Here is a 22,028-nt window from a genome sequence, read left to right as displayed (position 1 = left end):
CCTGTGTTAACCGGCAGCAGCAGCGGGTGCTGCGCCAGTGCTGCGAAGCATGTCGAGCATCGTGTCGGCAAACTGGCGGATATTGGCGGGAGCGGCCTGATCATCGGAAATCTGCTTGAACAGCTTTTCCGCATCACCGCCGCGACCAGCTTTCCATGCGGCAAGGCCAAGGGCCTCACGCGCGGAATGGCGCATCGGATTGCCGTCGGACGAAAGAGATTCGACGCGTTTGGCAACATCGTCGTAAGAGCCCGTATCGAGAAGCAGCAGGGCGGCGCGCAGTTTTGCCAGATCCCGGAGGGACTGGGGAACAGAGGCGTCCGCGGCAACTTCGTCAAACGCAGCCACTGCGGCCGCCGGGTCACCCTTTTGCGCCTGCACGCCGGCAGCGCGCATGCGGGCCAGCACGGGATAAGCGCCGTAACCGGTCTTTTCCAGTTCACTCAGCGTCTTCAGCGCTTCATCATTCTTGCCGTCCCGGACAAGATTGAGCGCAGCCAGAAACTGGTCGCCGGATTTCGACGCCTGCTTTTCGGTCCAGTATTCATAGAAGGCGAAAACACCCGTGCCGACGACAAGGGCCACGGCAGCGCCGATCAGCAGGCCGCCAAAGCGCTTCCAAAACGCCCGCATCTTGTCGGAGCGGAGTTCCTCATTTACCTCACGGAAAAAGCCGTCGTCAGTCATAGTGCCTCATTGGTGCCCTTGGGGCCTGCGATGAAATAAATTGCAGATGCGCGAAGCAGCCCTCGCCGCTCCGCGCACACAGTTAGAGCGCTTTTAGTCGGAAAATCCTCGGGATGTAAGGGCCAAGTGAAAAATAGCCCTCAGCCGGCTGTTTAAACTGGTGATACCCCGATCAGCCAGACATGCAGTTTCCAGACAAACAGGGCATAGAGCACCACACCGGCGACAATGGCCATGATATCGTTGGAAACCGGTCCGGGCACAATCACCGTGCGCATCAGGCCCGCCCTCTCCTGCCGCTTGATAGAAATGCGATCGACCACGGCCCAGGCCAGAAATGACAGAAACAGGACGAGCGACGCCAGATCGCCATTGGCCATGAGATGCGCCAGCGCCCAGATTTTGACGGCAATCAGCGTGGGGTGCTTGAGAATGGGCTTCAGCTTTCCCGGCTTGAAATTCGAAATCATCAGCGAGATGAACGAAAACAGCATTAGAAGCAGGGTGATGTGCTTCAGCCAGACCGGCGGCTCATAAATGAACAGCGAATAAGGCCGCGCCAGCACATACCCCCAGATGATAAGTATCAAACCTAGGAAGGAAATGACGGAGTAAAACCCCTTCCACTTGTTCTCGCCCCATGCGGCGATCTTGTCGAGACGCCATTGCGGCGCAACGATGCGGACCGAGTGAATTCCCAGAAAGACAACAATACCCAGAATCAGCACCAGCATGACCGGTTCCCCCGTTTTCCGGGAGAGTACAGCGGCTTCAGAACAGTTCCAAGACAGGTGCTTGCGGTGGATCGACGCGTCCGATCATCGCCACAATTCCCCTGTAGCGAGAATCGTTCCTCCCATTGATAGCGTCGTATCAGCATTATGCGTTTGATTTCTTGTGCCCTTGCCGCGTCCCTTGCCCTCACGGCATGCATGCCCACTTTTGCCAGCGAAGGCACGGAACTGCGCGGTTCCCTTGGCAGCAAGCCGCAATATGTGCTGATCTCCTTCGACAATTCCGGCAGCAATGCCCTGTGGGAGCGCAGCCGGGCGCTCGCCGAGCGCTCCAATGCCAAATTCACCTACTTTCTCTCCTGTGTCTTTCTGATCGACCGCGCTGACCGCAAATCCTATCAGGCTCCCGGCGAATCCAATGGCCGCTCCAATATCGGCTATGCCGCATCGAAGGATGACATTGCCAAACGGCTCGACAATATCTGGCGCGCGCGCAATGAGGGCAATGAGATTGCCAGCCATGCCTGCGGCCACTTTGATGGACGCACCTGGTCGAAGGCGGACTGGATCAGGGAATTCACCGCCTACAAGCAGGTGCTGCGCACGGCCTGGGCAAAATATGGCAGCGATCCCGAGCCGGAGGGTTGGAAAGCCTTTGTCGACACGGAAGTGCGCGGCTTCCGGGCTCCATATCTCTCCGCCAGCCCTGCCCTGCTGTCGGCATTGAAAGACATGGGTTACGCCTTTGACGCCAGCAGCGTTTCCAAGGGTCCGGCTCTGCCGATCCATGCGGGCGGGCTATATCAGTTTGCGCTGCCCACCATCAGCGAGGGCCCGGAACATCGCCCGGTTGTGGCGATGGACTACAACATGTTCGTGCGCCACTCCGGCGGCTTCGAGCGAGCGGATCACCTCAACGAATTTGAAAACCGCGCCTATGACGCGTTCAAGGGTGCCTTTGACCGCCAGTACAGGGGCGAGCGCATTCCCTTCCAGATCGGCATCCATTTTACGCTGATGAACGGCGACGCCTATTGGCGGGCACTGGAACGCTTCACATCCGACGTCTGCACGAAGCCTGACGTGCGCTGCACGACCTATAGCGATTATCTCAAACAGACCGGCGCCGAAGCGCCCTCCGCCGTCGCTCCGGCAGTCAACCGGAGGAAGGTAACGGACAGCGGTATCTGACCGCCGCCCGTCACTGCATTCTTAGCGCTCAGTCCCTGTTTCCAGATAAAGCTGATCGATGGACGGCAGAGGCTCGCCCTCCAATGTAGCCTCGAAGGCTTTCAAACGCTTCTGGATTGATAGCAGTTCGATGACTGTCGTCCACGAATTGACCAGAAATTGGAAAGAGTTCGTCACATTCGAGAACGCTGACAAGATCTGCTGGAAGATACCCAGGGTGATCGTGCCGGCTGCCAATGTCGGAACAAGCAGGAAAAGACCAAAGACATTGTCGGCCTGCAGATAGACGTAGCGGAAGACGTTGAAGTAGACGTAGTGGAAATACAAACGGAAGTAATTCTTCCGGACGTTTGCAAAGAGCTCCTTTACGGCAAGCGGCTGGGCACGATCTCCATGATCTTCACCATAAACAAGTTCTTTTCGGTAGGCCGCTTCAACTCTCTGATTGCGAAACTGCAAACCCGGAAGCTTTACACCGACCATTGCCAGCAAGCCGGTTCCGAAGATTGCCCAAGCAATGGCCGCGAAAACCAAGGGATGTGGTATGACGCCGACAACAGGCAAGGCGACGATATGGCTGGAGAGCTGTGCGAGCAAGGGCAGGAACGCTATCAGTGTCATGGCCGACTGTATGAAGGTGATACCCAGACCTTCAACAATCGATGCAAAACGCATTGTGTCTTCCTGAACGCGCTGTGCGGCACCCTCAATATGCCGAAGCCTTTCCCAATGTTCCATATAGTAGCTGTTCATGGCTGTTCGCCATCTGAAGACGTAATGGCTGGTAAAGAAAAGCGTTGCGACCGCTACTGCAATTGCCACGCAGGCGATCACCGCGAATGTGATAACGCCGGCGTAAAGATCGGGGGCAGCAACAACATTTTTACCGCCCATTGCCTTTTGAACCATGTCGAAGAACGAGCCGCGCCAGTTGTTCAAAACAACATCGACCTGGACGGAAAAATACGACGAAAACAGGATAAGAGCGGAGCCCAGAATTGACCAGTTCTGCCACGGGTGAGGCGAATACCACGCCCAGAACGCATAAAAAATACCAATGAATACAGCGAAATAGACATAGACCCAAAGATAGGGCTTTGTGAAAAAGACCGTGATGCCAACGATGGGAGGTACCGCCGGGTCAGCGGGAGCCAGTCCCACGTAGGAACCAAATTGTTGACCTCCGGCATACCAGAGCAGAACTGCGGCCAAGGCCCACAGAAGCGCCGAGATGAAAAACAACTTCGGCTTGGGAAAAAATGAGACAAACACGGCAGATGGACCCTCGCATAAACACATAAATCAGGGTTGATTTGATGTGAACCTACCACCACGAATAGGGCAAAGAATGAACGCCAGCAATTAAATTGCTGTAATGTTCATGGTCTGGAAAGAAACGCAAAGGCCGCCCCGACGACGAGGCTGGCGGCGGCGGCAAGAGTCGCGATGGTAAAATTGCCGGTGATATTGGCGAGATAGCCGCCGACGAGCGGCCCGATGATCTGGCCGATGCCGAAGGCCGCCGTCATGACGGCCATGACCCGGCGCGGCGACTGCGGCAGAATGGCCCGCCCCGCCTGAAAACCGGCGGCGGTGATCACGATGAAGGTCAGCCCCAGGAGCACGCCTCCGAGAAGCGGCCCCACGGGAGGCGGCAGGACCACACTGGCGGCCACGCCCACGGCCTGTACCAGCATGCCGAGCGCCACGACGGCAAACGGGCCGACCCGGCGCAGCAGCGGCCCCCACAACCAGACGGACAGGGCGGCGCTCACACCGGTCACAAACCAGACCAGCGCTTCCATGGACGCGCCGCCATGGCTGGTGCGCACGATGGCTATGATGAATGTGGCGGTGATGATGTAGCCGAAGCCGAAAATGCCATAGGCAATATTGATCTTGAGGAAGGCCGGCGTCCAGCGCACCGGCGGTTCCTGGATGTGGGTTCCGGCACGAACAGGCCCTTCACGCAGCAGCCACAGCACGGCAAACAACCCGAGGATGGAGAGGATAGCCGCACCGACCCAATCCTGACGCCAGCCGTAACCGCTTGCGGCGCTTGCCGCCACCAGTACGGAGGAGAGCGCAATGCCGGCACCAACGCCGCCGAAATGCAGTGCCTGCAAACCCGGCCGGTTGGCCGCAGCAAGGTGACTGAAGACGATGGTTGCAGCAAGCACCAGCATGAACGCGCTGGCCATGCCGGCCAGGAACCGCAGGATCGAGAAGACGATGATGCCGTCGCCGAGGCTCATGGCGAGACACAGTGCCGCACTGGCGGCAAGGGAGGCCAGAACCACTGCGCGCTCTATGCCTGACGCCCAGCCGTAACCCGCAATGATCGCACCGAGGAGATAGCCGACATAATTGGCTGAAGCGATGATTCCGGCATCCCCCGGCGACAGGCCGAGATCGGTCATCATGGCCGGCAGGATCGGCGTGAAAATGAAACGGCCGATCCCCATTGCGACGGCCATCGTGACAAATCCGCCAAGGGCGTAACGAACGGGAGAAGAGGCTGGTGGGGTCATGCCGCGGACATTATCGCTGCGATGCAGCATGACAAGACAATAAAATTGATCGACCGATGACGATCGGTGATCGTTCGGGTCACCCACCACCTGTCCGCCGGACGGGATCAGATGGCGACAGGTGTGGTGACGCCCTTGCGGGTGATCCTGTAGACCGCCGCAGGCGGCAGGTTGCGGAATGCCCGGCCAATGCAGACGGCCTCCAGCTGCAATTGATCCAGCACCGGTTTTGGCACCGGGCAGCGGAAGCCGTAGGTGAACTGGTAATAGGCGCCTTCCGGCCGCAGATTGCTGAATGCGCCGCCAAGAATTGCCGCCACCTTTTCCTGCGTCATGCTGAGAAGCGGCAAGCCGCTGACAACGGCACCGGCGGGCTGAATGTCGAAGAACTCGTGCAGGTCGAGCTGGGCCGCGTCCATCTGCAGGATGCGCATGCCGGGAAAGCGCGCCTGCAAAAGCCGCGCAAATTCGGCACCGTATTCAATGAGGGTCAGGTCCTTGGGGCGAACACCCCGGGCAAGCAGCGCATCGGTGAACACGCCGGTGCCCGGTCCCAATTCAAGCACGGGACCCGAGGCCGGGGTGATTTCGCTGGTGATCAATCTTGCAAGGGCCGCTCCCGAAGGGGCAATGGCACTGACGCGAAACGGATCGGTCAGCAGTGCCCGCACGAAAGTCCAAACACTTCCCGTCGTCATAAAAATCAAGCTCCAACGTTCTTAAGGCTGCACCTGTATGGCGCGCCAATATTGAGGGAAGATTGCGTGCACCTTCTGCGGCAACGATACCCACAGCAAAATGGCTTAAACAGGACTGAACTATCGGTAAGTTATTACGGCATTATAGATGCGGCAGCAAACTTCATGGTGAAACAGGCGCCGCCGCCAGATGCCTCTGTTACCACAACCTGCCCCCGATGCAATTGCGCGATTTCCTGGACGAGGTTGAGGCCCAGACCGACGCCGCGATCCCGGGCGTGCAGGCGCCGGAACGGCTCGAAGATGGCACTGCGCTGATCAGGCGGCACGCCCGCCCCCTCGTCTTCCACCACGACGGCCGCATCCGGCTTCACCCGGATGGTGATGGTGCCCTTGCGTCCGCCGTGCTGGATGGCATTTTGCACAAGGTTGATCATGGCCCGTTCCAGCGCCGCCTGATCGCCCCGCACGGCGACACGCGCGATTTCGGGTTCAAACGACATGGCATAACCCGCCGCGATGGCGAGCGGCGCGAGATCGGCCGCCACCCGCCGTCCGACGGCGACAAGATCAACGGCGGCAAATTGCATTCCGTTCTGGCTGAGGCGCTGCAGATCCAGCAATTGTTCGGCGAGAATGCCAAGACGGGCGACATCCTCCAGCAGACGCCCGTTGACCGGGCTGGCCGGGAGCGATTCCAGGCGGGTCTGCAGGATGGCGATCGGGGTGCGCAATTCATGGGCTGCATCCAGCAGAAACCGTTTGTGCCGTTCATAGCCGTCGTCGAGCCGGCCGAGCGCGCTGTTGACAGCCGTCACCAGCGGCGTGACCTCCTGCGGCACATCATCCAGCGGCAAGCGCGTTCCACGCTCGTCAATATTGATCTTTTCAGCCTGGGTCGCCACATGCCCCAGGCCCCTGTGGGCCCTGCGCACGACAAATGGCGTTACCAGGAGCGTCGCCAGCGCCATCACAAGGATGAGCGGGACAATGATGGTTGCAAGAACCGTACCGAGCGCCGAGAGATAAAAGCCGAAGGGAACTGTACTTCCGGGTCCGGCAAGGATCTGGACCACGCCGGCTGTGGTTGTCACGCGTTTGAACCGGGCGTTGGAACGGGGCGGATCACCGAGATTCCAGCCAAATCGCGCCTGTCCCACGGCGCCCAAGGCATCGCCGATGCGCGCATATTCCGGCGGGACCTCGCCCTCCGACAAGGTCTGTCCCTGCATGTCGCGCGCCACAAACCAAAAACTCGGGCTTGTCACCCGCTCGCGCGCCAGTGCGGGTGTTTCGCGCAGGACGAGAGCGCCATTGGCACTGCGCCCGATGGAATCGCGCACGGCGTTGATCGTCGTATCTTCAGGATCGATCGACCCGAGAAATCCGGTGTACCAGAGCGCACAGAGCACCAGCACCACGAACAGCGTCAGCATGACCGCCTGCAAAAGGACAAGGCGGCTGACGAGCCGCCATTTCAATGAATGCGGCCTTGCCTGCGCCATCAGGAGAGGCGCTTCAACAGGTAGCCGACGCCGCGAATGGCGTGAATTTCAACGCCGGCGCCGGATTCCGTCAGCTTGCGGCGCAGCCGGGAAACATGGGTGTCGAGGGCGTTCGACTGGATTTCATCGTCAATGCCGTAGACCGCTTCTTCCAGCGAAGAACGCAGCACCGTGCGCCCCATGCGCCGCAACAGCGTTTCCAACACCAGAAGTTCGCGGCGCGGCAGGTCGAACCGGTTGGCGCCGATGCTGGCTTCGCGGTTGATCAGGTCAAAGGACAGGTTGCCGACATTCAGCGGTTCCGAGGGCATGTTGAGGGGCCTGCGCAGCACTGCGCGCAGCCGCGCCAGCAGTTCTTCCACGGCGAAGGGCTTGGCAAGATAATCGTCCGCCCCCTTGTCGAGACCGGTGACACGGTCCACCAATTCACCGCGCGCCGTCAGCACGATGACCGGAACGCCCTCACCTTTTGCCCGCAGACGCGGCACGATGGTCAGGCCATCGCCGTCCGGCAACTGCCGGTCCAGCAGAATGGCCGCATAGGCGTTGAGCGACACGGCCTCCTCGGCATGGGCGAGCGAGCCCACGTGATCAACGATCATGTCGTAATTCTTGAGAGCCTCCCCAAGGGCAGCGGCCATTTCAGGCTCGTCTTCCACCAGCAAAATACGCACTATTCAGGACCAGTCATGTACGGGGTTAAAACATGGCGACACAAGGAATTCGGACACCGGCCGTTGCTTTGGCAAAATAGTACCGTTCGGGCCGCCATGGCGAGGCCCGTTCCCATTTCATACGCCGCAATCGCTGTGCCCTGCCCGCACTCTTCATTCGCCGCAACACAATTAGGCCACTCACATTGCACCAAGGTTGCGCCCCGCAACATCAGGGCAACTGCGCATCGGGCAGGCCTTTCCCGCCTCAGAGCGCCTCGCTTTGATCCGCCAGCTGGCGAACAATATCCGTCGGCACGACTTGCGCGAGCCTGGCCTGCGCTTCCCGCCACACGGGTATTGCCGCTTCGAGACGGCGCGCGCCGGTTTCCGTCAGCCACACCGCGCGGCGACGCAGGTCGGTTTCCACCAGGGTGATTTCGATCAGCTGTTCGCGCTCAAGCGTGCGCAAGTTGCGCGACAGGGTGGATTGCTCCAGGCCGCTGCGCTGGGCCAGCGCGCCCAGCGTATCATCGGTCAGGGCAGCAATCTGCGCCATCAGGCCAAGCTGTGCCGCGGTGAGGCCAAGATCCGCCAATTCGCGATCCAGAAAAGCCGTGATGCGGCGCGCCGCCAGACGGCTGTTCCAGCCCGCGCAATTCTCAACCAGCGCGCGGGCGTCGGTCCGCAAGGTTTTTTTCGGTTGTTTTGCCAAGGTCATGGATATATGCATATACATAATATGTACCTACATGGAAACTGGTTTTTGCGTACCCGAACCGGATAGTACAGTTTGACGCGGAGTATCGAGACCATGCACGCCTCGCAACGAACGATCCTTGACACCATCGGCAACACATCGCTGCTGGCCCTGCGGACCATCCGTCCCGCCAACGGCGCCCGCATCCTCATGAAGCTTGAAAGCGAAAACCCCACCGGCAGCATGAAAGACCGCATGGCGCTTGCCATGATCGAGGCGGCGGAAGCGGATGGGCGGCTAGCTGCCAACGGCTCTGTGGTGGAATATACCGGCGGCAGCACCGGCGTTTCTCTGTCGCTCGTCTGCGCGGTCAAAGGCTATCCCCTGCACATCGTCACCTCGGACGCCTTTGCCCGGGAAAAACTCGACCACATGGCAATTCTTGGCGCCACACTGCACATCGTGCCAAGCGACAGCGGACGCATGACCGAGAAACTGACGTGCGACATGATCGAGGCGGCGCGTATCATCGCGCAGCAAACCCCCGGCAGTTTCTGGACAGACCAGATGAAGAACAGGGATCAGCTGGCGGCCTATCACGCCATGGCCGCCGAAATCTGGGACCAGACAAACGGACGCATCGACGGCTTTGTGCAGAGTGTCGGCACGGCGGCTTCCCTCCGGGGAACCGGCGAGGCCTTGCGCCGGTACAATGACCAGATCCGCATCGTTGCGGTGGAGCCGGCGGAATCGCCCGTCCTGTCCGGCGGCAAGACCGGCGCCCATAAAATTGACGGGATTGGCGCGGGCTATGTCGTACCGCTCTGGCAGGACGACATTGCCGACGGGATCGATGAGGTGTCGACGGAGGAAGCCAGCGCCATGGCAAAGCGGCTGGCCCGCGAAGAAGGACTGTTTGCCGGAACTTCCACCGGAGCCAATGTGGTTGCGGCGCTGCGGCTGGCCGATACGCTTGCCACTGGCGCAACCGTCGTCACCGTCATGTGCGATACGGGCATGAAATACCTGAGCAGGAAATAGGAATGCGGAGCGCAACGGAGGGCGTCAATGCAGCGTCCAGCGCTGCAGTATCTCGTATTCGGAGAGCCCCCGCTTGCTGTGGATCAAGACAAAATCCCTGACGACAAAGCGGATCGGCTCAATCGGCTGTTCGCTGATCGTTCGGGAATTGTAGAGAAGCGTCAAATGCGGGGTGAATGCGCCGCGATTTCCCGGCAGACCGTTGCGCGTGAGGCAGGCGCCGAGAATCGTGTGGAGCCGGGTCAACCCCTCGCCCTCGCCGATCAGCACCAGCGGCTTCCGGCCCGGCTGGCCACCCTCGAAACTCTTAAGTGAACGTAGTGCCACCTCAAACGGCGGTGTGGACACGGCACTCCCGGCCCGCTTGGCCGCGAAAAGGATAGGACTGGGCAGACGCGAGTAATCCCCCAGGTGGTGCAGCGAAATATGAAAACGGCAAGACCCGATAAGGCTCTTTCGCGTCAAACAATGATCTTTGATCAAGCCGGTCCTGCGGGCATCGACAATCTCCTGCACATCGGCATCGAGCATGATGCCGAAGAAAAGCCGCTCCTGCAGAGCAGGCCGTTTCGGCCGGCTTTGCCAGTTATCGCCCAGATTCAATTCGCCCTGCATGGCCGGCCTCCCGAAATGCAACCGCATTTCCGATCGGACACTTTAGAACAAAAAGGGAACAATCCGCAAGTATTTTTGCGAATGCTCGTCCGTTCAACCGTTCCTGGCAACCATGGCAATGATGGTCTCGAACAGCTCGTGCTCCGCCTGCGCAGCGGTGATGTCGCCCGTTGCGGCGGCATAGGACAGCGCTTCCGCGGCACCGAGCATCGCCCACAAGCCCGCCGAAGCAATGGTCCCGGCTCCGGCAAACGGCGCGAGCATCACCCGGCACTTCTCGATGAAGACGCCGTTATATTCGCGCTTGATCTTCTCCAGTTCGGGCGATCCGGCAAGCGCTGCGATCACACCGGGGATTTCGCGCCCCTGCACAAGCACGCAGTCCACATAAGACGAGGCGATGACCGCAGCCCTCTCCGCCAGCGCCGGTTTGCTCGCGGCGAGCGCCGCGTCCATCAGCATTGTCTGTCGGGCATCGAAGTCCCGGTAAAGCGCTGCCAGCAAACCGGCGCGCGTGCCGAAATGATCATAGACCACCGGCTTTGTCACCTCAGCCTTTTCGGCAAGCCAGCCGAGCGTCAAGGCTTCTGTCCCCTCCTCACGGACAATCCGCCAGGCGACATCCAGGAGCTGGCGGAAGCGGTCCTCCCGCGTCAGCCGCCGGCGCGGACGGACAGCCGCCGTTTCATCCTTCGTTCGCATGCTTGACATCGCTATATACCAAAAGTAACTTGCAGATTATAACTTACCAAAAGTATATAACATCAACCCGCCATCTGCAATCCGTTGACAGGAGTTTTGTCATGCACGCCCTCATCGTTGTCGCACATCCCGAACCCGCATCCCTCACCCACGGCATTGCCGCACAGATCGCGGAAGGGTTGTCGCTGTCGGCTCCCGGCAACACCCACGAAATCGCCGACATCGCGGCCGAAGGGTTCGATCCGCGCTTCTCCGCCGCCGATCTTGCCGTTCACCGCACCCGGGCGGCACCGCCCGCCGATGTCGCCGCCGAACAGGCGCGGATCGACCGTGCCGATGCTGTGGTGCTGGTCTTTCCCGTCTACTGGTGGTCGATGCCGGGACTGCTCAAGGGATGGATCGACCGCGTCTTTTCCAATGGCTGGGCTTTCGACTTCAGCCTGGACGGCGGCCTGGAAAAGAAGCTCCGCCACCTCAAGGTGCATCTCATCGGCGTTGGAGGCGCCGATGCGCGAACCTATACCCGGCGCGGTTACTTCGATGCCATGAAGACGCAGATCGATCACGGCATCTTCGATTATTGCGGTGCCTGCGTCGTCACGTCGGAGCTGCTGCTCGATTCGGAAACGCAGGATCCGGCAATACACCTCGACAGGGCGCGAACCATTGGCAGCAGGCTGTTTGAAGCATCGCCGCAATGCGGGATGCAGGCAGCCTGAGGGCGCCGTTCACCCCATCAGCCGGGGCAAAGCGGCGGCGAGTGCGTCCACGGCCAGGCGGACCCGCAGCGGCAAATGCGGCACCGGCAGCCACAACGCATAGGCGTCGTAGAGATAATCCGGCTGATCCGGCAGCAATTGCACAAGTGTTCCCGCGGCAATCCGGTCGCGGATGAGCCAGGACGGCAGCCAGGCCAGCCCCATGCCCGCCATGGCAGCGTCGGCAATCGCGTCGAGATCATCCAGCCGCACGCGATTGACCGGCATCGCCTCGGCCGGCGGCTGGTCGCCGCGCGGGAACAGCCATGGGCGGATGCGGCCCGACCGGCGATACATGATGGCCTGGTGTCCGGCAAGGTCGTCCACCACCCGCGGTTCGCCATGGTTCGCGATATAGGCGGGCGCGGCGCAGACAACCATGCGCTGGCGCGCGATCCGCCGTGCAATCACGCCGCCCGTGTCGTCGGGAGTGCCGGTCCGGATGGCAAGGTCATATTCGTCCTCGGCGAGATCGACGAAGCGGTCGCTCAGCGACAGGTCAAGTTCCAGCATGGAATATTGCCGGGCGAGCCCGAGCAATACGGGGGTGACGCAGTGCCGGCCGAAATGCGCGGGCATCGTCACGCGCAGCCGGCCGCGCGGTTCGGACAGCTGATCATCCGCGAGCGCATCTGCGGCCTCCGCTTCGGCCAGTATCACCCGGCAACGTTCATAATAGGCACGCCCGAAATCGGTCAGGTTCTGGCGGCGTGTCGTGCGGTTGATCAGGCGTACGCCCAGCCGCTCTTCCAGAAACCGGACATGTTTGCCGACCATCGGGCCGGACAGGCCAAGCGCGTCCGCAGCCGCGGCAAAGGAGCCGAGATCAACGGCCCTGACAAACACGGCCATGCTGGCGAGGCGATCCATATTCGAAACTCCTGGTTTCTACACAACTTCATTATGCGCCATTTATCCGCATTTCTCCTGCTGGCATAGCTTATTCCGTTCAAATGATTTGGAGTTATGACTATGGCACGTGTTGTTCGCTTTCATGAATTCGGTGGTCCCGAGGTTTTGCGCATCGAGAACGTCGAGATTCCCCAGCCCGGCCCGGGCGAGGTTCAAATCCGCGTCAAGGCCTTGGGGCTGAACCGTGCCGAAGCGCTTTTGCGTACCGGCACCTACATCGAAACGCCGGTTTTGCCGTCTGGTCTTGGCCTTGAGGCAGCGGGTATCGTTGAAGCGATTGGCGAAGGCGTCGAGAACTTTGCGCCGGGTGATGCGGTCAGCATCATACCGCCCAAATCGATGGTGCGCTGGCCGGCCTATGGTGAACTGGTGACATTCCCCGCCGGATCGGTTGTCAAACACCCGCAATGGCTCAGCTGGGAAAAGGCGGCGGCGCTGTGGATGCCTTACCTGACTGCTTACGGCGCGCTGATCGATATCGCCAAGCTGCACCGGGGAGATTTCGTCGTCATCACCGCCGCCTCCAGCAGCGTGGGACTTGCGGCGATCCAGATTGCCAACAGGGTTGGCGCGACGGCCATTGCCGTGACGCGCACTTCCGGCAAGAAAGAGGAGCTGCTGGCTTTCGGCGCTGCCCATGTCATTGCCGCCGCCGAGGAAGACCTGGAGACGCGGCTGAAGGACATCACCGGACCGGGCGGCGTGCGCGTGGTGCTCGACCCCATCGGCGGTCCGATATTCGGCCCGCTGACTGCCGCTATGGCACCGGGCGGCATCCTCGTGGAATATGGCGGCTTGAGCCCGGAACCGACACCCTTTCCATTGTTTACTGTGCTGAGCAAATCCCTGACGCTGCGCGGCTATCTCGTGCACGATATCATTGGTGATCGCGCGCGGCTGGAAGCAGCCAAGGCTTTCATCCTGGATGGGCTGGCATCCGGCGCCCTGCAGCCGGTCATCGCCAGAACCTTCCCGTTCGACCAGATCGTCGACGCGCATCGCTTTCTGGAATCGAACGAGCAGTTCGGCAAGATCGTCGTGACAATTTGAGCAAACAGGGCTCCTCCCTCACGTTTCGAAATAGCGCAACCGGTCGAGATCGGACATCAGCCCGGGCTGGTTCGGCTGCCAGTTCAACAGTTCGCGGGTGCGCGTGCTCACGGCATGCGCATTCATACCGGCAAAGGTGGCGAACCAGCCGAAATGTTCGGCCGCCGCCTCGGGGGTCTTGGCCACAACAGGCACATTCAGCCGGCGGCCGATCAGCGTGGCGATGTCCTTGAACGGCACACCCTCCTCGGCAACCGCGTGATAACGGTCGCCGCCGGTCCCCCGTTCAATGGCAAGCCGGTATACAGAAGCCGCATCCAGCCGGTGCACCGCGGGCCAGCGGTTGAGCCCTTCGCCGACATAGGCCGACACGCCTTTTTCGCGCGCGAGGTTGATGAGGTGCGGTACGAAGCCATGGTCGCCGTCACCATGAACCGACGCAGGAAGGCGGACCACCGACGCGCGCACTCCATCCGCCGCGAGCGCCGCAGCGGTCGCTTCCGAAACGCGGGGCACAGCCGCGGAAGCCGGGCCGGGCAGGTCTTCTTCCGTCGCCGGGCGATCCCGTCCCAGATGCGCCATTCCCGTGGTGACGAGCAAGGGGCGATCCGAGCCTTTGAGCACAGTGCCAAGCGTCTCGATGGCGCGGCGGTCCATCTCGCAGTTCTGCGCGAATTTCGAGAAATCATGATTGAACGCCGTGTGGATCACCCCATCTGCGGCAGCAGCCCCATCGCGCAGGCTTGGCAGATCGTCGAGATCGCCGCGATGCGCCTGCGCGCCGAGGGCGGCAAGCGATTTCGCCGCCGTGTCCGTGCGGACAAGGCCGAGCACCTGATGGCCCGCCTTGACGAGTTCCTCCACGACGGCAGAGCCGACAAAGCCTGTGGCACCGGTAACGAAGACACGCATTCCACTTCTCCATTTTAAAATGAAATGACCGCAATCACGGCCGTAGTGGAGAAGATAGGCGGTTGGAGAAATACGATCTATGCTGTAAAATCCGCATTATCTTCGCAATCGTCCGGAATGACCATGGATCCGCTCTCAGACGTCCTGTCTCTGCTGAAACCGCATAATTACATGTCCGCCGGCTTCGATGCCGGAGGCGAATGGTCGATCCAGTTTCCGGAAAGCCGGGACAGTATCAAATGCGGCGCCGTGGTTTCCGGTCAATGCTGGCTGTCCGTGGAGGGCGTTGCCGATGCCGTGCGCCTCGGCACGGGCGACTGTTTCCTGTTGCCGTACGGCCGGCCGTTTCGCCTGGCAAGCGATCTGACTTTGTCGTCAGTCGAGGCGGTCACGGTTTTTTCCGCTGCGCGCAATGGCGGCATCGCCGTACACAAAGGCGGCGGCGATTGCTTTCTTGTCAGCAGCCGTTTTGCCCTGACCGGCAATCATGCAAGCGTGCTTTTGGGAATGCTTCCGCCGATCGTGCACATCCGCAAAGACGCGGATCAGTCCGTGCTGCGCTGGCCCGTGGAACTGATGATGCGGGAGTTGCGCGAGCGGCAGCCCGGCGGCTTTCTCCTCGTGCAGCACCTGGCCCATATGATGCTGATCGAGGCCCTACGACTGCATCTGGCCGGAGGATTGCAAGGCGGCGTCGGCTGGCTGTTCGCTCTGGCGGATAAGCAGATGGGCGCGGCGATCAGCGCCATGCATGAGAATCCGGCGCGCCACTGGACACTACAGACACTGGCGGAACGGGCCGGCATGTCGCGCTCAACCTTTGCACTCAAATTCAAGCAGACCGTCGGAAAGTCCCCCATGGAATATCTGACACGCTGGCGCATGCTGGTGGCGGGAGACAGGCTGGAGAATTCAAGCGATCCCGTGTCCGCTATTGCCCTGTCGCTCGGTTACGACTCGGAAAGCGCCTTCAGTACCGCCTTCAAACGGGTCATGGGCTGTTCGCCACGCCAATACGGCCATAGCGGGAGGACCGCCTTATCATCGGAGAGCCCCCTCGCATCGCCCCTCGTGCGGCGTGCCCTTTCAGAATCGCCAGCTTAGATCACCACGCACCCCATGCGCCTGCACCGCCGACGACATCTGGCCGGTATAGGAAACACCCAGCGTGACAGTCTTCGTCACCGAGAAATCCAGTCCGGCTTCAGCAACGAGAGCATCCCGCGCAATGGGTGAACCCTCGACCGGGAATGGCGACCCTCCGGCCAAGGCGAATGTCGTATCCGGAGCAACATCGCCAAAGGCATGCTGCCATCCGAGCATCCCCCTTGCCGCCAGCTTGGCCGTGTCACCGACGGGAATATCCGTCCGGGCACGCAGGCCCAGCGTTGCATAGACGTTGTCATCATTGTCGCCGTGGGATTTGAGCCCTGCAGTCCCGCTTTCCCCGATGCCATCGGTGTGAAGGTTTGCATAGGCGAGACCTGCGAATGGCTCCAATGCCACACGATTGTAATCGAAGGCATAGCCTGCCTCCCCGAAAACCTGCATCGTTCTCGCGGTGTAATCGGCAGCGGATGCACCAAATGCCGTGGAACGGCTTGTTTCCACCGTGTGCCACGTGTGGGCCGCGCCAAAACGCAAGGCCAGCGCATCCATCTGCGTAGCGGCATAGGCAGCGATCGTATAGCTGTCGACGGATGCCGAGGACGCGCGTGCCGGAGCGTCAAGCGAACTGCTGCCATATCCTCCGGCAAAGCCTGCACGCCATGACTGCCCGAATTCGCCGTCAGCCCCCATATAGAATCCACCCGAGGAGCGCTCGAGTTTCGCAGCATTCGCATTGCCGGACAGGTGCCCCCATGAGCCGTAGGCCTGTCCCCAGACTGCCGAGGACGCATCGGGTGCGGCGGGAATCTGACCACCCGGACCGTAGGCCAGCAGAGGCATCGACGGAGACGGAGCAGTCCCCGATGCCGCGCGCAGCCGCGCGGAAATGACATCCCGGGCAAACCGGCTTTCGTCGAGCAATGCCGATTTGACGCTCGAATGGATTTCACCGGAGAGCGAGTCGAATATTGTCCGCGCATCATGGGCATTCGACCCGATGATCAGGTCGTAGATGGATGCGGCGGGATTGCCTGTCCCGGCAGTACCGGACAGCGCCAGCCCGCCGAGACTTTCCACACCGGCACCCACCGATCTCTGGTTCTTCGTCGTGCCAATATCGGCAAAAGCCGTCTTGTTCCGCAAAACGCTCAGATAGACATTGGTGGCATCGTAGCCGAGTGTCAGGTCGAGGAAGGCGTAGTCAGCCTGCACACGGCTGAACGTTCCGGTGAGCCCGCCTGAAGCAAGGATCGTGTATCGGGCATCACCGCGAAACATGCCCGGATTGAGGAAAGCATCAACTGTGCCACCGTCAAGCTGCGCCGTGCCCGTCACGTCGACGCGGCTGGTACCCTCCGCTGCGCCGATCTTGACCCGCATGCTGGCATCGGCGGATTGATGATAGTTGCCATCAATTGTCAGCGTTCCGCCGGCGCCGCCCCAACCGCCATAGACGATGCCCTGATTGTCGACATTCCCGTAAATGATGCCGTCTCCGGAAAGGGCCCCGCCACGACCTACCAGCGTATCGGATGCGATACTGCCCGCCAGCGCCAGAGTACCGCCATCAATCCGGGTTTTGCCGGCATAGGTGCTGTCACCAAACATCAACAGCGCGCCATCGCCTGATTTGACCAAGCCCCCTGCGCCGGTAATGTCGTTGAACCATCGGCTCTGACCACCGTCAAATTTGACGTTGAAATCGCCCCAATCAAATTTCCCCGGCCCAAGCACGGCACGACCGGCATTGAGAAGTCCGTATCCGTAGACATCATCGACGCCGGGAGCGCCAATGTCGATGGCGGTTCCAAGCAGGACCTGCCTGACCTGATCCATCGTCATGTAGGGGAACATCTGCTTGACCAGGGCTGCGGCACCCGCAACGTGCGGCGCCGCAAAGGAGGTTCCGCTGATCTCCTGATAGCCGCCTCGTCCGTCCACGGTAATGACGGAATAAGCGGGCGCAGTCAGACACCAGTTTTTGGCAACGCCGCACTGATTGCCATATTCATAATCATAACCGGTCACCGCCAGCCAGCCGCGTTCCAGCTCCGGAATGAGATAGGGCAACCCAGCTTCAATGGAGGGCTGGCTACGACTGTCGTTGCCGGTTCCCCAGATAAGCAGGGTGTCGTTGGCTACGGCGTGCCTGTACGCGGCGATTTCGGCCTTATACGTCGAAGCGACGACATCGGGCGGATAATCCGTGATGCCCGCTTCCGTGCCATAGCTGTTGTTGATGATATGCACGTTGCGGGAAACCAAACCATATATTCCCGCAACGGCAGCCTTTGCATCGATATACCCGTCTTCCTCTTCAGCATTCACGGCAACGATCGTCGCGCCTGGCGCAACACCATGCATTCCCTTGCCATCTCTGTTTGCTGCTATCACACCTGCCACCGCAGAACCGTGCGTCACCGAGCTTGAATCGACATACCAGGGCTTGTCGGGCTGGACGGTGATCCCTTCTTCATAGCGTCCGGCAAATTCGGGGTGATCCCTGGCAAAACCTGAATCGATAACGCCAACTTTAACGCCGCTGCCGTCCACGCCCATGGCATAGGCATAATCGGCGAAAATGTAATCGAGCCAAAACTGAGTCTTGTATTCAGGTGTCCGCCACGTTTCTGGATTGGTGGGATCGCCTGCCGTTTGCGCGAATGCCGTTCCGGAAAAGCAGACGCTCAAAAGCAATACGGCGACGTGCTGCCGGCACTTGCTGGCAAGTTTCATGGTCGTTTCCCCCAACTCCACCGTGCCCCCTGGGAACGACAGCACAACTTCTAATTGTTGGAGGGATATAGTCCAACTATTCGATCAGCCATACGGCATTTGCCGTATTTCGTGCCGTACAGAGGGCGAGGAAGCTCCCCGCGCTTTCCGTTGCAGACTGTTAACCCTGTCGTTCTGTTCCGGCGCCCGTGCTGTCGAAGTACGGCGGGTGCCGTATGTTCCCTGCGCATTTCCGGGCGTAATTGTCCCTCCGCATGATGTCGTCGCTTGGTTCGATCAATGTCGCGATCGCCCAAAATCGCTCCGGATAATGAGGGCGGTCCCATCTGCTGGAGGAATAATGATGTTGCCGCTCGAACAACTGATGCCATTTGTCCTGGCAACATTGCTCTTTGCCTGCATGCCGGGGCCGGCCATTCTCTACATGACCGCCCAGACGCTGACGCATGGAACCAGTGCCGGGCTGAAGGCTGCCTGCGGTATTCATCTCGGCTGTTACGTGCACATTGTCGCGACGGCGCTGGGCTTGGCAGCACTCCTTCATAGCGCACCACTGCTTTACACGGTGATCAAGTTTGCTGGCGCCGCCTATCTCGTCTGGCTGGGCATCACCATGTTCATGGGCGGAAAAGGCGGGCATAAAGACACCGTTTCCACGGGGCCGGGTGTTTTTCGCGACAGTGTCGTCGTGGAGGTGCTTAACCCGAAGACGGCGTTATTCTTCCTGACATTTCTGCCGCAGTTTATCGACGCCAATCTGAGTGCACCGGTCTGGCTGCAGTTTCTGCTGCTTGGCATCATCGTCAATCTCGCCTTTTCAGCGGCTGATGTTGCGGCTGTGGGCATTGCCTCGGTCACGCTTGGCCGAATGACGAAGGCCGGATCCGGATGGATTGTTCCAAAGGTCTGCGGGTCCATTCTGATCGGTCTGGGCGTCACATTGGCAACCAAGAATATCTGACGGGACACGGCCTTGCCGGCGTTCAGCCGGCGGACAGTCCAAGACGGATGGCATAGGCCGTCAGTTCGGCTCCACTGTGCAGATTGAGTTTACGCATGAGGTTTTCACGATGTTTGCGTGCCGTGAGCGGACTGATCCCGAGACGCTCGGCAATATCACGTGTGGAGATGCCGTGAGGAATAAGGGTCAGGATTTGCTGCTCACGCCGCGTCAGTTCGACCGGAGACGCAATAGCAGGTTTGGGCTCATGGAAGCCGTCTTGCTTGCCGTGCTGGTCGACGGCAAAGCGCACTTCTTCGGCAACATAGGGTTCGCCGCACCGCATGGCCTCGATGGCGGCCAGAAATTCTGTCGCGTCGCCGCTTTTCGTCAAATAGCCGTTCGCGCCGGCATCAAAGGCGGCGCGAACAGAACGCGGTTCCAGATTTGCCGTCACAATCAGAATCTTCAGCTCGGGCCAGGCCGCTCGCACATTCCTGATGAACTGAAATCCGTTCACGCCCGGCATGCCAAGGTCAAGAATGAGAAGATCGGCGGCCGTTTCCCGGAGCAGGCGGTCGACCGTGTCGCCATCCGCCGCTTCGCCGGCAACCGTCACACCATCGATGGTCGAAAGCAGGAGCTTGAGCCCTTCACGCACAAGAGCATGATCGTCAGCAAGGATGACCCGCGAAAACTCGAGCATAAGGCGTACCTTCTTGTTAAAAAACCAACGGCGTGCATCATGCTCGCATTCCCGAGCCAGAGTTAAAACAGCAATGAGAATTGATCAACATTTACAGCCTCATCTTATCGATCTTTTATACCGACAATCTTACGCAGTATTATTTGCCAACTTCATTATTCCTCTTCCGGTTTTGTATGTTCTCTGGAATTTTGTACAAAGCGAGCTTCTTTTGTCGTGGGTGGGGGCGATTTACTGCCTGACAATCGCTCGTGTCCTGACATCAAGACGCTATTTCGGGCGCCCTAAATCCGAGGCGAAACAATCCGGCCCGGCTTTGTCGGCCTGGGCCTGGCGTTTCACGATCCTGTCCTGGGCATCGAGCGCATTGTGGGGTTTGCTTGGCTGGTTCGGGTTTTTATCGGCAGAGCCGCAAATGCAGGCTTTCACCACCATCGTACTCACCGGCCTGGTATGCGGCGCCATTCCATCACTGTCCGCATTTCCGCCGGCCTATGCGGGTTCGCTGATTGCCATGCTGTTGCCTATGGCAATCCGCGCGCTGACGGCGGAGGCAGCAATCAATGACGTTTATCTGGTGTTTGTTGTTTGCCTTGCCGGTGTCAATCTTTACTACAGCCGTGTGTCGTACAAATCGATGGTCGAGACCGTTCTGCTGCGTTTCGAGAACGTGACACTCATTACCCAATTGAAGGAAGAGCGGGACAAGGCCCGGGCGGCCGATCGCGCCAAATCGCGTTTTCTGGCGGCGGCAAGCCATGACCTGCGCCAGCCCCTGCACGCGCTCAGCCTTTTCAATTCGACGCTGGCCACGCTGGGCGAACGGGGCGACGTCCGCGGTGCAGACGCACGCACGCTGGCGAAGCGGGTAAAATCGATCACGGGAAACCTCAGCGGCTTGCTGAATGCATTGCTCGACATGTCGCGCCTGGACGCCGGCATCGTCACAACCGCTAGAGAACCCGTTTCACTGTCGCGCTTGTTCGATGATCTGCATGACGAATTCAGCGGAACCGCGCGGGAGCGCAACCTCGAATGGCGTCTGGCTGATCGCGATCTCTGGGTCTACACCGACCCGATGATGCTGCGGCGTATCCTGGCAAACCTCCTCACCAACGCATTCAACTACACCGACCACGGGAAAATTCTTCTGGGTTGCCGCAAGCGCGGTTCAAATGTCGAGATACAGGTGCTCGATACCGGTATCGGCATTCCTCCCGATCAGCAGGAAACGGTGTTCGACGAATTCCACCAGTTGAACAATCCGGCGCGGGATCGCGACAAGGGGCTGGGCCTTGGTCTGGCAATCGTCCGCCGTACGGCACAATTGCTCGGTCATCCCTTGAGGCTCGTGTCGCGGGAGGGCCGCGGTTCGATGTTTTCGATCCTTGTTCCGCTGACGTTGCGCCCGCCGGCGTCTCTCCCCGCGCGGCAGGCTGCACTTTCCGGCTCTCTCTGCATCATGGTGGTCGATGACGAACCGGATGTTCTCGACGCCATCACTCAACTGCTAACGGTCCTGGGGCATAGGGTTTACGCGGACAAATCTGCGGCAGCTGTGATACGGCTCCACGCTTCGGCACCGGAACGGACGCCGGTGGATTTGATCATCGCCGATTACAGACTGGCCGCCGGAACAACCGGAGTGGAGGCGATTGCCGACCTGTTCAACCATCTGACCTATACGGTTCCGGCGTTCCTGCTGACAGGCGATACATCCCCGTCCGTCCTGAAACAGATAGCCGAAAGCGGCCTGCAAATGCTCAACAAACCCGTCGATGGCGACGCTCTTCAGGCCGCTATCGACAAAGCTGTGCACCGGAACATGCCTCAGAGCCTTTCCTGAT

General features: G+C 60.1%; 21 protein-coding genes. 7 read left to right on the top strand and 14 right to left on the bottom strand.

Features of this window, described 5'->3' with window-relative positions; all coding sequences use genetic code 11:
* Positions 1-6 precede the first annotated feature (6 nt).
* Together ACZ5FP_RS07470 and ACZ5FP_RS07465 are read right to left on the bottom strand one after the other, a co-directional pair.
* Positions 7-687 (bottom strand): tetratricopeptide repeat protein, encoded by a 681-nt coding sequence (locus ACZ5FP_RS07470; RefSeq protein WP_464662887.1) that lies wholly within the window; start codon positions 685-687, stop codon positions 7-9.
* A gap of 152 nt (positions 688-839) precedes the next feature.
* A complete protein-coding gene (locus tag ACZ5FP_RS07465; protein ID WP_464662886.1) occupies positions 840-1,421 on the bottom strand; it encodes an NnrU family protein in 582 nt (193 codons plus the stop codon).
* Positions 1,422-1,619: 198 nt separating this feature from the next.
* Here ACZ5FP_RS07465 and ACZ5FP_RS07460 point away from each other — a divergent pair, with 198 nt between their 5' ends.
* Complete coding sequence (locus ACZ5FP_RS07460) at positions 1,620-2,612, top strand: polysaccharide deacetylase family protein (RefSeq protein ID WP_464662885.1); 993 nt, start codon at positions 1,620-1,622, stop codon at positions 2,610-2,612.
* Between the two features lie 21 nt (positions 2,613-2,633).
* Here the strand turns inward: ACZ5FP_RS07460 and sbmA are convergent, their stop codons facing one another.
* From sbmA to ACZ5FP_RS07430, 6 genes are all read right to left on the bottom strand, one after another.
* Positions 2,634-3,884 carry a peptide antibiotic transporter SbmA gene (gene sbmA, locus ACZ5FP_RS07455; protein ID WP_346308343.1) on the bottom strand — a complete coding sequence of 417 codons (1,251 nt, stop codon included), beginning with the start codon at positions 3,882-3,884 and terminating at the stop codon, positions 2,634-2,636.
* Between the two features lie 107 nt (positions 3,885-3,991).
* Positions 3,992-5,143: a YbfB/YjiJ family MFS transporter gene (locus ACZ5FP_RS07450; RefSeq protein ID WP_464662884.1), complete on the bottom strand. Its 1,152-nt coding sequence runs from the start codon at positions 5,141-5,143 to the stop codon at positions 3,992-3,994.
* A gap of 107 nt (positions 5,144-5,250) precedes the next feature.
* Positions 5,251-5,841 carry a class I SAM-dependent methyltransferase gene (locus ACZ5FP_RS07445; protein WP_464662883.1) on the bottom strand — a complete coding sequence of 197 codons (591 nt, stop codon included), beginning with the start codon at positions 5,839-5,841 and terminating at the stop codon, positions 5,251-5,253.
* 134 nt (positions 5,842-5,975) lie between these two features.
* Positions 5,976-7,346, bottom strand: a complete 1,371-nt coding sequence (locus ACZ5FP_RS07440) for a sensor histidine kinase (protein ID WP_464662882.1) — start codon at positions 7,344-7,346, stop codon at positions 5,976-5,978.
* Positions 7,346-8,020 carry a response regulator transcription factor gene (locus tag ACZ5FP_RS07435; RefSeq protein ID WP_464662881.1) on the bottom strand — a complete coding sequence of 225 codons (675 nt, stop codon included), beginning with the start codon at positions 8,018-8,020 and terminating at the stop codon, positions 7,346-7,348. The genes ACZ5FP_RS07440 and ACZ5FP_RS07435 overlap by 1 nt, the downstream gene beginning before the upstream one ends.
* A 247-nt stretch (positions 8,021-8,267) precedes the next feature.
* Positions 8,268-8,720 carry a MarR family winged helix-turn-helix transcriptional regulator gene (locus ACZ5FP_RS07430; RefSeq protein WP_464662880.1) on the bottom strand — a complete coding sequence of 151 codons (453 nt, stop codon included), beginning with the start codon at positions 8,718-8,720 and terminating at the stop codon, positions 8,268-8,270.
* 72 nt (positions 8,721-8,792) lie between these two features.
* Between ACZ5FP_RS07430 and ACZ5FP_RS07425 the strand changes: the two genes are divergently transcribed.
* Complete coding sequence (locus tag ACZ5FP_RS07425) at positions 8,793-9,740, top strand: PLP-dependent cysteine synthase family protein (protein WP_464662879.1); 948 nt, start codon at positions 8,793-8,795, stop codon at positions 9,738-9,740.
* A 24-nt stretch (positions 9,741-9,764) separates the two neighbouring features.
* Here the strand turns inward: ACZ5FP_RS07425 and ACZ5FP_RS07420 are convergent, their stop codons facing one another.
* Both ACZ5FP_RS07420 and ACZ5FP_RS07415 read right to left on the bottom strand, forming a co-directional pair.
* Positions 9,765-10,355, bottom strand: coding sequence for a 2'-5' RNA ligase family protein (locus tag ACZ5FP_RS07420; protein ID WP_464662878.1), 591 nt, complete (start codon positions 10,353-10,355; stop codon positions 9,765-9,767).
* A 93-nt stretch (positions 10,356-10,448) separates the two neighbouring features.
* Positions 10,449-11,066, bottom strand: a complete 618-nt coding sequence (locus ACZ5FP_RS07415; RefSeq protein ID WP_464662877.1) for a TetR/AcrR family transcriptional regulator — start codon at positions 11,064-11,066, stop codon at positions 10,449-10,451.
* 92 nt (positions 11,067-11,158) lie between these two features.
* On the opposite strand from ACZ5FP_RS07415, the gene ACZ5FP_RS07410 reads away from it, so the two are divergent.
* Positions 11,159-11,776 (top strand): NAD(P)H-dependent oxidoreductase, encoded by a 618-nt coding sequence (locus ACZ5FP_RS07410; RefSeq protein ID WP_464662876.1) that lies wholly within the window; start codon positions 11,159-11,161, stop codon positions 11,774-11,776.
* A 9-nt stretch (positions 11,777-11,785) separates the two neighbouring features.
* Here ACZ5FP_RS07410 and ACZ5FP_RS07405 read toward each other — a convergent pair whose 3' ends face one another.
* A complete protein-coding gene (locus ACZ5FP_RS07405; RefSeq protein WP_464662875.1) occupies positions 11,786-12,685 on the bottom strand; it encodes a LysR family transcriptional regulator in 900 nt (299 codons plus the stop codon).
* Positions 12,686-12,787: 102 nt separating this feature from the next.
* Between ACZ5FP_RS07405 and ACZ5FP_RS07400 the strand changes: the two genes are divergently transcribed.
* Positions 12,788-13,777 (top strand): zinc-dependent alcohol dehydrogenase family protein, encoded by a 990-nt coding sequence (locus tag ACZ5FP_RS07400; RefSeq protein ID WP_464662874.1) that lies wholly within the window; start codon positions 12,788-12,790, stop codon positions 13,775-13,777.
* Positions 13,778-13,795: 18 nt separating this feature from the next.
* Here the strand turns inward: ACZ5FP_RS07400 and ACZ5FP_RS07395 are convergent, their stop codons facing one another.
* A complete protein-coding gene (locus ACZ5FP_RS07395) occupies positions 13,796-14,689 on the bottom strand; it encodes an SDR family oxidoreductase (RefSeq protein WP_464662873.1) in 894 nt (297 codons plus the stop codon).
* 123 nt (positions 14,690-14,812) lie between these two features.
* Between ACZ5FP_RS07395 and ACZ5FP_RS07390 the strand changes: the two genes are divergently transcribed.
* Positions 14,813-15,793: an AraC family transcriptional regulator gene (locus tag ACZ5FP_RS07390; protein ID WP_464662872.1), complete on the top strand. Its 981-nt coding sequence runs from the start codon at positions 14,813-14,815 to the stop codon at positions 15,791-15,793.
* Here ACZ5FP_RS07390 and ACZ5FP_RS07385 read toward each other — a convergent pair.
* Entirely contained in the window at positions 15,776-18,535 is a 2,760-nt protein-coding gene (locus ACZ5FP_RS07385; RefSeq protein ID WP_464662871.1) for an autotransporter domain-containing protein, read from the bottom strand. The genes ACZ5FP_RS07390 and ACZ5FP_RS07385 overlap by 18 nt on opposite strands.
* A 343-nt stretch (positions 18,536-18,878) precedes the next feature.
* Between ACZ5FP_RS07385 and ACZ5FP_RS07380 the strand changes: the two genes are divergently transcribed.
* Positions 18,879-19,496: a LysE family translocator gene (locus ACZ5FP_RS07380; protein ID WP_464663207.1), complete on the top strand. Its 618-nt coding sequence runs from the start codon at positions 18,879-18,881 to the stop codon at positions 19,494-19,496.
* 22 nt (positions 19,497-19,518) lie between these two features.
* Here ACZ5FP_RS07380 and ACZ5FP_RS07375 read toward each other — a convergent pair whose 3' ends face one another.
* Entirely contained in the window at positions 19,519-20,181 is a 663-nt protein-coding gene (locus ACZ5FP_RS07375) for a response regulator transcription factor (RefSeq protein ID WP_346307309.1), read from the bottom strand.
* 415 nt (positions 20,182-20,596) lie between these two features.
* Between ACZ5FP_RS07375 and ACZ5FP_RS07370 the strand changes: the two genes are divergently transcribed.
* On the top strand, positions 20,597-22,027 hold the full coding sequence (locus ACZ5FP_RS07370) for a hybrid sensor histidine kinase/response regulator (protein WP_464662870.1): 1,431 nt from the start codon (positions 20,597-20,599) through the stop codon (positions 22,025-22,027).
* The last annotated feature ends 1 nt before the right edge of the window (position 22,028 follow it).

The sequence above is a fragment of the Phyllobacterium sp. T2-21 genome (assembly GCF_055378485.1).
This window is presented reverse-complemented; position numbering and strand designations above follow the sequence as displayed.